14 protein-coding genes are annotated in these 13,952 nt (G+C 37.6%); 12 read left to right on the top strand and 2 right to left on the bottom strand.

Annotation, left to right across the window (positions count from 1 at the left end; all coding sequences use genetic code 11):
• Positions 1-264: 264 nt before the first annotated feature.
• The 7 genes from LI241_RS14820 to ruvB all read left to right on the top strand — a co-directional run bounded on the left by LI241_RS14820 (position 265) and on the right by ruvB (position 6,243).
• Positions 265-768 carry a hypothetical protein gene (locus LI241_RS14820; protein ID WP_227151401.1) on the top strand — a complete coding sequence of 168 codons (504 nt, stop codon included), beginning with the start codon at positions 265-267 and terminating at the stop codon, positions 766-768.
• A gap of 55 nt (positions 769-823) precedes the next feature.
• The gene (locus tag LI241_RS14815; protein ID WP_008688694.1) at positions 824-1,648 is read left to right on the top strand and encodes an HAD-IIB family hydrolase; all 825 of its coding nucleotides are present in this window, start codon (positions 824-826) and stop codon (positions 1,646-1,648) included.
• Between the two features lie 9 nt (positions 1,649-1,657).
• A complete protein-coding gene (locus LI241_RS14810) occupies positions 1,658-3,061 on the top strand; it encodes an MATE family efflux transporter (RefSeq protein ID WP_008688693.1) in 1,404 nt (467 codons plus the stop codon).
• Complete coding sequence (locus tag LI241_RS14805; protein ID WP_008688691.1) at positions 3,058-3,690, top strand: alpha/beta fold hydrolase; 633 nt, start codon at positions 3,058-3,060, stop codon at positions 3,688-3,690. The genes LI241_RS14810 and LI241_RS14805 overlap by 4 nt, the downstream gene beginning before the upstream one ends.
• A 143-nt stretch (positions 3,691-3,833) precedes the next feature.
• Positions 3,834-4,436 (top strand): hypothetical protein, encoded by a 603-nt coding sequence (locus tag LI241_RS14800; protein WP_008688689.1) that lies wholly within the window; start codon positions 3,834-3,836, stop codon positions 4,434-4,436.
• 211 nt (positions 4,437-4,647) lie between these two features.
• A complete protein-coding gene (gene ruvA, locus LI241_RS14795; protein WP_008688686.1) occupies positions 4,648-5,232 on the top strand; it encodes a Holliday junction branch migration protein RuvA in 585 nt (194 codons plus the stop codon).
• A gap of 3 nt (positions 5,233-5,235) precedes the next feature.
• Positions 5,236-6,243 carry a Holliday junction branch migration DNA helicase RuvB gene (gene ruvB, locus LI241_RS14790; RefSeq protein ID WP_008688684.1) on the top strand — a complete coding sequence of 336 codons (1,008 nt, stop codon included), beginning with the start codon at positions 5,236-5,238 and terminating at the stop codon, positions 6,241-6,243.
• On the opposite strand, the gene LI241_RS14785 is transcribed toward ruvB, so the two are convergent.
• On the bottom strand, positions 6,244-6,600 hold the full coding sequence (locus tag LI241_RS14785; protein ID WP_008688682.1) for a DUF3792 family protein: 357 nt from the start codon (positions 6,598-6,600) through the stop codon (positions 6,244-6,246). It lies immediately after the preceding gene.
• A 61-nt stretch (positions 6,601-6,661) separates the two neighbouring features.
• Here LI241_RS14785 and LI241_RS14780 point away from each other — a divergent pair, with 61 nt between their 5' ends.
• On the top strand, positions 6,662-7,324 hold the full coding sequence (locus tag LI241_RS14780) for a DUF421 domain-containing protein (RefSeq protein ID WP_008688680.1): 663 nt from the start codon (positions 6,662-6,664) through the stop codon (positions 7,322-7,324).
• 81 nt (positions 7,325-7,405) lie between these two features.
• Here the strand turns inward: LI241_RS14780 and LI241_RS14775 are convergent, their stop codons facing one another.
• The gene (locus LI241_RS14775; RefSeq protein ID WP_008688679.1) at positions 7,406-8,704 is read right to left on the bottom strand and encodes an oligosaccharide flippase family protein; all 1,299 of its coding nucleotides are present in this window, start codon (positions 8,702-8,704) and stop codon (positions 7,406-7,408) included.
• A gap of 223 nt (positions 8,705-8,927) precedes the next feature.
• Between LI241_RS14775 and LI241_RS14770 the strand changes: the two genes are divergently transcribed.
• The 4 genes from LI241_RS14770 to ffh all read left to right on the top strand — a co-directional run bounded on the left by LI241_RS14770 (position 8,928) and on the right by ffh (position 13,895).
• Entirely contained in the window at positions 8,928-9,218 is a 291-nt protein-coding gene (locus LI241_RS14770) for a post-transcriptional regulator (protein WP_008688678.1), read from the top strand.
• Positions 9,215-11,503 carry a protein translocase subunit SecDF gene (locus LI241_RS14765; RefSeq protein ID WP_008688677.1) on the top strand — a complete coding sequence of 763 codons (2,289 nt, stop codon included), beginning with the start codon at positions 9,215-9,217 and terminating at the stop codon, positions 11,501-11,503. The genes LI241_RS14770 and LI241_RS14765 overlap by 4 nt, the downstream gene beginning before the upstream one ends.
• A gap of 125 nt (positions 11,504-11,628) precedes the next feature.
• Positions 11,629-12,423, top strand: coding sequence for a putative RNA methyltransferase (locus LI241_RS14760; RefSeq protein WP_008688676.1), 795 nt, complete (start codon positions 11,629-11,631; stop codon positions 12,421-12,423).
• A gap of 68 nt (positions 12,424-12,491) precedes the next feature.
• Positions 12,492-13,895, top strand: a complete 1,404-nt coding sequence (ffh, locus tag LI241_RS14755) for a signal recognition particle protein (RefSeq protein ID WP_008688675.1) — start codon at positions 12,492-12,494, stop codon at positions 13,893-13,895.
• The last annotated feature ends 57 nt before the right edge of the window (positions 13,896-13,952 follow it).

Below are 13,952 nucleotides of genomic sequence, written 5' to 3'. Positions count from 1 at the left end.
ACGGAACCGTACGTACGGTGGTGTGAGAGGGTGATTTATTTCACCCTACTCGATTATGATGTTGCATCCAAAAATATAAGATAAATAAGAAATATAAGAAAATGATTGCAATCTTTTACTGAATCCCATATAATGGGAACTATAAAGGGAGGGTTTCTTATGATAGCATTTGCACCAAAATCATATGTATATATAGATTATGAAACATTACAGGATGAGGCGATGGAAGGGCTGTTAGCATTATTTGCAAGTAAGCATATGTAAATGCGCCTTTGTGTAAAAGATGCCTGGGAATTGGAAGAAGCAAAACATCTGGATACGTATGGGTATATCTGCGATGTTGTTTATGGTGAGGACATTCTTTCTGCATTAGTGCGTTATGCAAAAGCCAAAAAACAGCGCCAGAAACATATTTTATTATTCACACAACAAACGATTGATCTTCACAAGGTGGATGATATTGGTGTTATCACTCTGGGAAAGAAGGGAGAATATGAAAATTTACAAAGTTTTTTACAGGTAAAGAGTGCTTATGTGAAACAATGGCAATTTCGCTTATCTTGCATTATGGTGTTGTCTGCAGTGCTAATTGGCTTAACTATGTATTTTGCCTATCAAGGAACATTGCCTTCCATATTAAACGATGGGTTTATCGCTTTCCTTGCTCTCATGCTTCCATTAGCTGCTTTTATTCTTAGCTTTGGCTATGGTGTTAGTAAAGATGTTTTTTCATTAAATTGTTTATGGGCTTTATTGGATGCAATTTAAATCCATTGACATTTTGTAGTATAATGAGCATACGTTCTAAGAGAGGGGCAGTAGTATGGAAAATATACAATTGGTTATTTGTTATATTGATAGTACCTTGGTGACAACAGATCGCCGATTGACATGGAAGACCAAAGAGGTGATTGATCGTCTACATGCACATGGAGTATTATTCGGTATCGCTTCTGGCAGACCGTTGGATGAATTAAAGCGGAATGCAAAGAAATGGGGATTTTCTTATCCTTTTGATATTTTGATTGGTATGAATGGTTCTGAATTATGGGATGAAAAAAGACAAGAAGAATTTGGCTATTATAAATTAAAGCCCGAATGGATTAAAGAAATCATTGAGTTGATGGAGCCATTTGATGCAAACTACTTTATTTATCATGATGGTTATTTACTGTGTAGACGCAATGATGCGATGATGCAACATTCTGCTAAAAGCAGTGACAAAGAGATTGTTGTTATGGATACGCCTGAACAGCTGTATCAAAAAGAGAATGCAAAGATCATGTTTCGCGTAACGGAAGAGGTTATGCCATCAATTGAACGCTATGTTGCCCAGCATCCTTCACCGTTTTATAAAGGCTTTAAAACACAGTCAACCTTAATGGAATTTGCTGATCATCGCGTTTCAAAAGCTTTTGCGCTAAAGAAATACTGTGAGATGAATCAGCTTTCTTTCGCAAGTGTGGTGGCATTTGGTGATACAAGTAACGATAATGATATGCTTGCATGCAGTGGTTTAGGTGTATGTATGTGCAATGGCAGTGCAGATACGAAAGCGATTGCGGATGATATAACAAAGAAAAGCAATGATGAAGATGGCTTTGCATGGTATATGGAAGAACATTTTTTAAAGCCTTTCGGTTGGTAGATACGATTTATGCGTGGCAAGATAGAAGCAACGATCAAGCACAAAGGGGGAGAAAATTTTGGTAATGGAAGTGTAGCCCGTCATATTTTACGACTGGCTTTGCCTATGACCCTTGCACAATTTATCAATGTTTTATATAACATCATTGATCGTATTTACATTGGCCGTTTACCTGATGTAGCCGATCATGCACTTGCCGGAGTCGGCATTACGTTTCCCATCATCACCTTAGTCATTGCTTTTGCAAATCTGGCAGGGATGGGTGGCGCTCCTTTGTTTTCGATTGAGCGAGGACGTGGGAATACGAAAAAAGCAGAAGAAATTATGGGAAACAGCTTTACGCTTTTACTGGTATTTGGTATCGTTTTAACCCTTTTTGTATTGTTGTTTAAAACAGATATCTTATATTTGTTTGGGGCAAGTGATGCTATTTTTTCATTTGCAGATGACTATATTACCATTTACATGTTTGGCTCGCTCTTTGTCATGATATCCTTAGGCATGAACAGCTTTATAAATGCCCAAGGGTTTGGAAAGATAGGGATGTTAAGTGTAGTATTGGGTGCTGTACTCAATATCATTTTGGATCCGTTATGTATTTTCAGTTTCCATTTAGGGGTAAAGGGGGCAGCAATCGCAAGCGTTCTTTCGCAGCTAGCATCGGCTGTTTGCATCTTATGGTTTCTTGCGCATAAACAAAGTGGTATCATGCTGAGGCGACATGCATTGAAATTGCAATTGTGCTACGTAAAAAAGATCCTTATGCTAGGGATGAGTGGCTTTGTTATGGCTATTACCAATAGTGCTGTACAGGTGGTATGCAATGCCAGTTTACAACAGTATGGTGGTGATGTGTATATCAGTATCATGACCATTATAAATTCATTACGTGAAGTCATCACATTACCTGCAAGTGGAATTACCAATGCTGCACAGCCGGTGTTAGGGTATAATTACGGAGCTCATAAGGATGAGCGCGTCTTGAAGGCAATTCGCTTTATGAGTGTCGTTGTTGTTGCGTATATGCTGCTCATGTGGCTATTTGTCTATTTGACGCCTACGTTCTTCCTCCATATCTTTTCTAGTGATCGAGTGATTGTAAAACGGGGCATACCGGCAATCCAACTGTATTACTTTGGTTATTTCATGATGGGATTTCAATTTAGTGGGCAAAGTGTTTTTGTGGCATTGAATAAAAGTGGACAAGCTATCTTTTTTTCTTTATTCCGCAAAGTTATAATTGTTATACCGTTAACGTTATGGCTGCCTACAGTTGGCCAATTGGGGGTCATGGGAGTGTTTCTGGCTGAACCGATTTCCAATTTTATTGGTGGTGGTTGCAGCTATTTGACGATGTATCTTACCGTTTATAAAAAATTAAAAAATGATTGCAAAGCCAAGGAGGAAGTATGAAAATTTTATGGTTACCTGGGGCAAAATGTACAAAGGAAATATGGCGATACATGATAAAGGATTGGGAAGAAGAAGACAATGTTTTTGTAAAGTATTCGCATGATGTTTTGTTACAGGCAAAACAAGTGATGGATATCACGAAAGATGTTTATGATCGCTATGGAAAAGCATCTTATGATTATATCATAGGACATAGTATGGGTGGCAAGATTGCCTTACAGCTTTGTGCAGACTTTCAAATGCGAGTGAAAGGGATTATTTTCATAGAAACTAATTTACGTCCGGCAGCGGCATTTTATCGCAATTTGCTTTTGGCAAAAAATAGTGAAGTAAAAGATGAACTTATGTCGATGCTTCAAGAAGAATCCATCTATTACTTAGATGCCTTAAATAAAGAACTGCAAGAAACATTTGATGATGCTTATTTGGTGCAGCAGGCGAACTGCTTGGTGTATGGTATTTATGGTGATCGTGGCTTGCCTGCATATCCTGATCGTATACACGATCTTTGTTTAGATGCGGATACTTTGGCGAAACTACAACTCTTTTTTGTTAAAGATAGTTGTCATATGCCAATGCTGGAAAACCCAGACCATCTCACAAAAATAATCAAAGGGATTATAAGATAACCAATCACCTTCTAAAAATTAACGATAGATGCGAAGATTTGCAAAAAAATTACCTGTTCATGATTTTAATTTCAATCTTAGTTGTAAAATGTAACCGTTTACGATATACTCAATACAGATATAAATATAAAATGGAGGAAATTATGATTGTAAATTTTGAGCAGAAAGAGCGCTTACCATTAAGCAAACATGAGATAACACGGAAAGGTGAGCTTATAGGTACTACTGTTTTACCCGAAGCGTGGATAGGAACGATGCAGTTGCTTGGTCATGATTATGAGCTAAATGCAGAAGGTTTTGAAAAAGTTGTTATTCGTAAAGATGGCATGCCATATGCTGAATGCATGAGCAGACTACATGTTACAAAACAAATTCTTTTTGTAAAAACAGGATGGGAATATTATGAACTTATAACGCCGGAAAAAACCTACCAAATCTATGAAACAGGGCTAGGGGCAGATAAACATTTTTATTCATTTTATGAACATGATCAAGTTGTGGCAATTATTCATAAAAGCGACGTAGTAAAGCGTTTTTTAGACACGTATACGTTTTACATGAAGGAAGAACAGCACCTAGAAGCGGTAAGTTTGTATTGTCTGTTTTTAGAGAGTACACAATATTATGATATGGATGCTACAGGGAATGAATCTTCTGCAACAGAAACAATCACTATGCAAAAGGAGTTAAAGGAGAAGTATGATCCTACCTTTATTGAGCAGGTAATTGCAATGGACAAAGAGTAACGGTTTCCACAGGTCGATTCTTTTATTTATTGCGTTTACATGTTATTAAGCAAATCACGAATGGTTTACGATTATATGAAAGAGCTTAAAAGCTCTTTCATTGTTTTTTGATATTTTCCTTTGTGGTTGGCTGATGAAGAATCATTAGGAATCTCATACTCCTTCTTTTTTTTTAGCGTTAGGCGTGATAAAATAAAACAAGGTGATAAAAATGATAGCATTTATTCGTGGGACGATTCACAGCTACAGCAATGATTCTTTGATCATAGATAACAATGGCATTGGTTATCGTGTATATATCGCAAATCCACAGGCTGTACGTTTGAATACAGAAGTAACCTTGTTTACCTATCAGCATGTTCGAGAGGATGCTATTACGCTGTTTGGTTTTACAAGTATGGAAGAACATGATTTGTTTTTGCAATTGATCAGTGTAAAAGGTGTGGGCCCTAAAACAGCATTGGGTATGTTGGCGGTTTGTCCTGCTAAAAATATGATCATGGCAATTGAAAATAATGATGTCAAAACATTAAAAGGATTACCAGGCATTGGTGCTAAAACAGCAAGTCAAATTGTTTTGGATCTGAAGAATAAATTGGTCGAAGAAGTAACTGAAATTGAGGCAAAAGAAAATGCCCAACTGTTGGATGCCATAGAGGCATTAAAAGCTTTAGGCTATAAAAATGCTGAAATTAGCAGTGTGAAAAAAGAATTAATGGCCATGGAAGAGTCTACGACTAGTGATCAATATATTCGAAAGGCATTATCTATATTGGCAAAAAGAAAGGGAGTATAAGGCATGGAACGTGTGCTTTCAAATGAAATGCAGGGAGTTGAGGAAGAGGATACACTTCGTCCTTCCACATTAAAGGAATATATCGGGCAGGCGCAGTTAAAAGAAAATCTAGCAGTATTTATTCAGGCAGCGAAGCAACGCAATGAAGCTTTGGATCATGTCTTATTGTATGGGCCTCCAGGATTAGGAAAAACCACATTGTCTTATATCTTGGCAAATGAAATGGGTGGGCATATTAAAACAACCAGTGGACCATCTATTGAAAAAAGTGGAGATTTGGCTGCTATCTTATCAACTTTAGAAGCAGGAGATGTTTTGTTTATTGATGAAATACACCGCTTACCCAAACAAGTCGAAGAGGTGCTCTATCCAGCAATGGAAGATTATTGTATTGATATCGTAGTCGGTAAAGATTCCAGTACGACACGCTCTATCCGTTTGGATCTTCCACCATTTACTTTAGTGGGCGCAACGACTAGAGCTGGAGATCTAACAGCACCATTGCGAGATCGTTTTGGTATAGTATCGCAGCTGGAATTTTACAGTCTAGATGAGTTGCAACAGATCATATGGCGTACAAGCCGTGTCATGGATACGGAAATTGAAGAGGAAGCCGTATTGGAAATAGCATTGCGTTCACGTGGAACCCCACGTATCGCAAATCGTTTATTTCGCAGAGTGCGTGATTTTGCACAAGTTATGAATGATGGCATCATCGATAAGGCAGTCGCTGCAATGGCCCTTGATAAGTTAAAGGTCGATCATTTAGGCCTTGATAACGTTGATCATAAATATTTGAAAGGAATCATTGAACGATTTAAAGGCGGTCCGGTTGGCTTGGAAGCTTTAGCTAGCAGTATCGGTGAAGAAGCTATGACATTAGAAGATGTGTATGAACCATATTTATTACAAATCGGTTTTATAAATCGTACACCCCGTGGTCGCATTGTAACGGATAAAGCATATCGTCATTTGGGTTATGATATGGAAGAAGGGTTATTCAAGTTATAATTAAGCTTTCGCTTGTGTCTTCGCATACATTAACATACAGCAAGCGATAAAAGCCAGAGCTTTGGAAAGCATTTCTATAATGGACAGTAAAGAAATGCCGCTTAATAAAAAGACGGGTATGCAAAATAAAAGAATCATTCCTAAAGCGCTGAACAGCGCTTTTTTCTTTGTTTTGATGCCTAACCAGACACCTCCACAACCATAAGCAATAGCTCCGCCAATCCAATTCAGAATATGAAAAGTTTCAGCTGAAATCCAGGTAAAATAGTATAAAGCGGCAAAGATAAGAGAAAATAACAATGTGAGTGCTAAAAGAATAGCGGCACTTTGAAGGTAAGTCTGTAACTTTGATTTCAATGGGAATCACCTCATTGTAATGTATGAAAAAGTTTGTCGGACTATGCAAGGAGGATGAAAAATGCAAGAATATATCACATTGATGATAAAATGTCTCGTCGTATACTTTGTCATTATAATTGCCTTACGAATCATGGGAAAGCGTGAAGTTGGTGAATTATCTGTATTTGATATTGTTATTTATTTGGTTATGAGTGAATTGCTTGCTATTTCTATTACCGAATCACATGAAAGTATTCTCAAATCACTCGTACCCATTTTTACCTTGGCCGTTTTACAAATCATTATCAGCTGGATCTTATTAAAAAGCAAAAAAGTACGTGATATTTTTGATGGTAAAAGTGTTATTTTAATACATAATGGACACATCAACCAAGATGCAATGCGTAAGAATCGATATAACATTGACGATTTGATGAGTCAAATACGTTCGCATGATCTATGTACGCCTGATGAAGTGGCTTTTGCTGTATTGGAAAATAATGGACAATTAAGTGTGTTGCCGAAAAAAAGCTGTAAAGTCAAGCATCCGGATCCATTGATCAGTGATGGCATTATCAATAAAAAAGCACTGAAGGATCTGCATCGCGACAGTGAATGGCTGAAAGCCTGTATGAAAGAAGAAGGGATTCAAGATGTTAAAGATATCTTTTTATGCATCTGGCAAAAAAATGCTTTTTTTATCATTAAGAAGGAAATAGACTCCCAAAATAAGATGTTTTGATTTTATCATGTCGCCATAAGAAATTAGATGGTATAGATAGAAATTTTTCCATGTTTCTATCTTTTTTATAATGTGCAATAATTATTTGTTTTTGGTAAAAGCGAACCATAGGCGAATGGCATGAAGACAAGTCGTGACCAACATACCAGCACTGATTGCTATGCTTAATGCATCAGCGAACAGGATATGTGATAAAAAGGCGACACAGCATAAACGGGTAAAGGAGCCTGCAAAGGTATCGTATACTGTTTTTTTACTGAGCGACATCGCATGCAACATGCTACTTAAAGGAGGCTGCAGCGAATACAGTGCAAAGGGAATGGCGAGTTGTTTTAATAAAAGGGCACCGCGTGTATTGTGGTAAAAAAGCAATAACAATTCTTCATTAAAAAAATAGCATAGGAAACTGCAGATAGCACCGACAATAAAGCAACTTGCTAAGATAAAAGAAAATTGATGACGGGCTGTCGCTTCATGTCCACGGGCATAATGATACGTAAAAGAAGGAAGTAAAAAATTACTTAAGGTGATGGTTAAAAAACTAGGCATCGTGATGATTGGCAAAACATAGCCATTCAATTGTCCATAGGCATGAATCATCGTATCACTTTGTAAGGCACTTAAACCAATTACCATGACAATGGGCTCTAAAAAATAGGTAAAAGATCCGATTAAACGACTTCCGGTCATAGGGATGCTGATGGATAATACTTCATCAAATTGCTGACGATGCAATGTGTGAAATAAGGTTGGTAATTGTCGGATATCATGTTTATGCTGACGAAGGGCGAACAGCATATACAAACTGCTACATAATTCACCGACACTGATTGAATACATGGCAATTTTTGCCATTGTGACATTAGTTAACGAGTGATCCATAGAGAACATAACAAGCAAAAAGAGGATACGTGAACCTTCTTCAAATAATTGACAGGCAGTTGCTTGAACGTGCTGTTGCTTCCCGAATAAATACCCCTTTAATATACCGGATATGCTCACAAGGGGAATTAATGGTAAAATGGCGTATAACACCGGTAATATTTCACGCTGTTTTAAAATATAGAAAGATAAAAAGGGAAGAAGAATGAAAAAGGCGGCGATAATTACGATATTATTTATCATGGAAACAAGGATACTTGCTAAAAGTGGTTTACGCGTATCCTTGCTTTGGGCAATGACCTTGCTCAAAGCTCCAGGTATCCCCATTTGCGCTAAGGTAATCATAATGACCATGGTTGGGGAAGCGAGTGTATAGTAATTCATTGCAGACTCACTTAGAGTGCGAGCTAAAAGAATACGTACAAGAAAAGATAAGATTTTAGCAATCACGGAAACCAACAGTAAAAGAAACGTTGAACGCAGCAATGTTTTTTTCATAAGAATCATCCTTGTCTGTATCAAAGTATATGAAACGTATGCAAAAAACATGTGCATACCATGGAAAGATGGTGTTCGCAGCAATATAAAGGACCTTTCTTGCTGCTTTTTAGGCCTTTCATTAGAAAGTTGAAATGATGTGAAAATACCCTACTTGGAATTTCATATTGCCTTATGAAAAGGAATGATGTAAAATATGTGTTATGGTATTGAGGAGGAAACTATGAGTGAGCAAAGTCTGATTGATGATAAATACATAAAACTTGCCATCGCCCTAAAGGCCAATGAACTCAAACGAGAACAGTTATCTTCCTTAACATATCAGCATGTAGAAAGTGCATTAATTGGAAAATGGAAATATGAGAAAGTAGATAGTGTGCATGATGCGGTGAATGATGTCATGCAGCTGAGTGCTAACGATGTGGTCGCATATTTATCTAATGAGGCCATTTTACTTGGCGCAAAAATGAAGATTAATGACTTTGAAGATTTATTTGGAGGAGATAAGCAATGAAAAAATCGCGTTTAGTTGTTTTTGGCATCACGGTTTTGACAATTTTGGCAGTCATTGTCACTTGCAGTGGAATGATCAAAGATAACATGAGGCTTGGTTTGGATCTGCAGGGTGGATTTGAAATTCTGTATGAAGTAAGTCCGCTGGATGGAAAAAAGATGCCAAGTATGAGCGCAGTGGCAGAATCTGTAAACAAACGTGTCGATGTGCTTGGTGTTAATGAACCAGATATTACGGTGGAAGGTAATAACCGTATTCGTGTACAGTTAGCTGGAGTGAAAAATGCCGACCAGGCAAGAAGGGTAATTTCATCTACTGCAAATTTAACATTCCGTGATGTGAATGATAATCTGCTGATGGATGCTAGTGTTTTAAAAGAAGGAGGAGCCAGTGTTACAACAGATCAATATGGCAATCCCGTCGTTAGTTTGAAACTGGCAGATCAAAGTAAATTTTATGAGGTTACCAAAAAGGTTGCGGCAATGGGAGATGGTCAAAATCTGATGGTAGCTTGGCTGGATTTTGACCAGGCAACAGATTCTTATGCAGCAGAAAAAACAAAAGAGAAACCAAAATATATTTCTGCGGCATCTGTAAAAGAGGGAATTAATAGTACGAGTGCCCAAATTAGTGGGAACTTTAGCAAAGATGAGGCAAATGAATTAAAGGATCTTATCAATTCAGGTTCCTTGCCTGTGAAAATGGTCGAATCCTATAGCAATGCGGTAACCGCTGATTATGGTATTGATGCCTTTTCAACAACCATGATGGCTGGTGCTGTAGGTATTGCTTTGATCATGTTGTTTATGATCTTATATTATCGTTTACCGGGCGTTATATCCGCAATTACAATTGCATCTTACGTCTTTGTTGTCTTCTTGATTAATAACCTAATGGGAGCCGTCTTTACCTTATCAGGTATCGCTGCCTTGGTATTGGGTGTCGGAATGGCAGTCGATTCTAATATTTTGACATTCGAGCGTATTCGCGATGCTTTATATAGTGGCAGAAGTGTCAAAACAGCCTTCTACGAAGGTAGTTCCAAATCATTTGTCACGATTTTTGATGCTCAGTTTACGACCTTTATTTCCGCATTGATTCTGTTCATCTTCGGTACAGGTAGTGTAAAAGGTTTTGCGACCATGTTGATCGTGTCAACGATTTCTACATTACTGGTTATTGTCTTTGTAGCTAAATTCCTTTTGAAGATGCTCGTGGACAGTGGCAAATTGGATGATAAGAAGAGTTGGTTTGGTGTCAAGAAAAATCAGATTCCAAGCGTTGCTAACGGAGAATCACGTTTCTATTATGGACGCTTTAAAGGATTTGACTTTGTTGGTAAAGCAAAATATTTCATCTTTACTTCTTTGACTATTATGGTCATTGCCATTGGCTGTATGGGCTTTAATGGTTTCAAAGGCGATGGTATCTTAAACTTCGGTATTGATTTTACCAGTGGTACAAAAATTACGGTACAAAGTGACAGTGCAATCAAAGCTGATGAATTAAAAACACAATTAAAATCTTTGGGTATTCATGCGAACAGTGTGAAGATCAATGGTGATAAGAATGAGATTGCACATGTCTTTGTTAAGGAAGCGGTTAATACAAGCACGATGGAAAAAGCGAAAACGGCTTTGAAGGCAACATACAAACATGATGTCAGCGATAGTACTGTTACACCAGTCATCGGTCGAGAATTAGTAAGAAAAGCTATTGTTATTTCTGTATTGGCATGGATTGGTGTTATGATTTACATTTCCCTGCGTTTTAAATGGGATTATGCATTAAGTGGTATCATTGCGTTGATACATGATGTCTTTATCATCTTATGTTTCTGTGCTATCTTCCGTTTAGAGGTGAATACGGAAATCATAGCTGTAATGTTGGCAATCATTGGTTATTCTATTAATAACTCCATTGTTGTCTTTGACCGTATTCGAGATCAGGTTAAAGAAAACCGACATGAAAAACTGGATCAGGTAAAATATAAGGAAATTGTGAACATTGCCTTGCAGAATACGGCAACACGATCAATTTTATCTACTTTTACGACTGTATTACCGGTTATCTGTCTGCTAGGTTTGGGTAGTAACGCAATCTTCACCTTCTGTTTGGCTTTGTTTATCGGTTTAATTGCCGGTGCTGGAAGTTCTTTGTTTATTGCTGCACAAGTATGGTATCAACTGCGTATGCGTGAAAAACCTAAGAGCAAAAAGGTGCATAAAAAACATAAAAAAGAAGCTGTAGAAGAAATGATCGTTCCAGGCTTAAATGATTATTAATCAAACATTTGCGCAAATACTCTTTGTTTAGAGTATTGCGCTTTTCTTTTTGATATGTTGTCTACATTTACACTTGCCATGTATTTATGATATAATCCTAAGACAAAGAGAATGAGGTGGAACGAATGCTCATATGTCCGAAATGTCATGAACAATTAAAAAAAGAAGAACACGTATGGCGCTGTGCAAAAGGGCATAGTTATGATATAGCTCGTCGCGGATATGTTAATCTGGTGCTTGGTTCCCATAAGGCAAGCGGTGATGATAAAGCGATGGTACGCTCTCGTACCCGTTTTTTATCCCATGGTTATTATCATATTCTGCAAAAACGATTAGCGACAATGTTACAGAAATTAGCATTGGAAACGCTGATAGATGCAGGGTGTGGAGAAGGTTATTATACAAATTATTTTCAGGAAGTATTGCCTGCCACACAAATTTATGGCTTTGATTTAAGCAAGCATGCGATTGATGAGGCTTGTAAAGCGCATCGTGGTGTAACTTATGGGGTGTGTAACATCTTCCATTTACCAATAGCCAAGCATTGTGCAGATGGGGTGGTGTCTGTTTTTGCCCCTGTGGATAGCAAAGAAAATTATAGAGTATTAAAAACAGGTGGTTATTTTTTAAAGGTAGGTCCTGGTCCAAAGCATCTATATGAGCTGAAACAACTGTTATATACGGATGTGTATGAAAATGAAATTGAAACAGGTTATTCCGGTTTTACCTTACTACATGAAGAAATTGTAGAAGATACCATTACAATTCAGGATGCTCAGGATATTTGGGCACTGTTTCAAATGACTCCATATTATTGGAGAACTCCTAAACAGCAAGCAGAGGCATTAAAACAATGCAAGGAATTGACGACACAGATATCTTTTCATATTGCGTTGTATCGCAAAGAATCCATGAAATAGCCTTTCCAAATAAGAATTGGCTATGATATAATAAACAAGAATTCAGGAAGAAAGGCGGAAATAGAAGAATGGCATTTGAAAGTTTGAGTGAACGTCTGGGAAAGGCGTTTAAAAATATAACAGGTAAAGGTAAATTAAGCGAAAAAAATATGAATGATATGTTGCGGGAAGTGCGCATGTCATTATTAGAAGCTGATGTGAATTATGGTGTTGTAAAAGATTTTATCGCTCGTGTAAAAGAAAAAGCATTGGGCACTGAAGTGATGACTTCTTTAAACCCTGGGCAAATGGTCGTTAAGATCGTTCATGATGAAATAGTTGCCTTATTAGGAAATGAAGAAGCTCCTATCAATTATAAGAAAACGGGCATAACAACCGTCATGATGGTTGGTTTACAGGGTACTGGTAAAACAACGGCGGCAGCTAAAATCGCTAATGTTATGAAGAAGAAACAAAGTCGTAAGCCATTATTGGTTGCCTGTGATGTAATTCGTCCGGCGGCGATTGAACAGTTGAAAACACTTGGTGAAAGCATTGATGTCGAGGTGTTTTCTTTAGGGGTTGAAACAAAGGCATTAGAAACAGCGCAAAAAGCGATGGATTATGCCAAAGAACAAGGCTATGATACGGTTGTCTTTGATACCGCTGGGCGTTTGCATATAGATGAAGAATTGATGCAAGAATTGTCTGATATTAAAGCGTTTGTTCATCCGGATGACATTTTGTTAACCGTTGATGCTATGACTGGACAGGATATTGTGAATGTCGCAAGTAGCTTTCATGAACAGCTAAGTGTTACTGGACTTGTCTTAACGAAACTAGATGGTGATTCTCGCGGCGGTGGTATTTTATCTGTACGAAGCATCACACAAGTGCCTGTAAAATTTGTTGGTTTAGGTGAGAAAATTGAGGATTTGGATGTGTTCCATCCAGATCGTATGGCAGATCGTATCTTAGGAATGGGTGATATTCTTTCACTGGTAGAAAAAGCTCAGGAAAAAATGGATATGGAAGCTAGCACCAAATCAGCAAATCGTATGATGAGTGGACAATTTACATTGAGTGATATGTTAATTCAATATGAACAAATAGAAAAGATGGGGTCTTTAGGCGGCATGATGAAATTGTTGCCTGGTATGGGACAGATGGCAAATCAAATTGATGAGGCAAAGGCAGATAATAAATTGAAAAAAAGCAAGGCTATCATCCAGAGTATGACGCCTGAAGAAAGAGAAAATCCTAATATTCTTAGAGCAGGAAGAAAAAATCGTATTGCTAAGGGAAGTGGAACTACGGTGGCTGATGTAAATCGTTGCATTTCCGAATATGAAAAGATGAAGACGGTGATGAAACAGATGATGTCAATGTCAAAAAATGGAAAAATGCCTAATATGGGAGCCATGGGAGGCATGAAAAATATGCGTGCTATGAACAAAGCTATGCGTGCAGGAAAAAAAGGCAGAAGATTTTAAATAAGAGGCTGTAACGAATAAGAAATAGCCTCACAAATAAAAATACGTCAAACTCAT

The sequence above is a fragment of the Longicatena sp. 210702-DFI.1.196 genome (assembly GCF_020563125.1).
Taxonomy (GTDB): Bacteria; Bacillota_I; Bacilli_A; order Erysipelotrichales; family Erysipelotrichaceae; genus Longicatena; species Longicatena caecimuris.
This window is presented reverse-complemented; position numbering and strand designations above follow the sequence as displayed.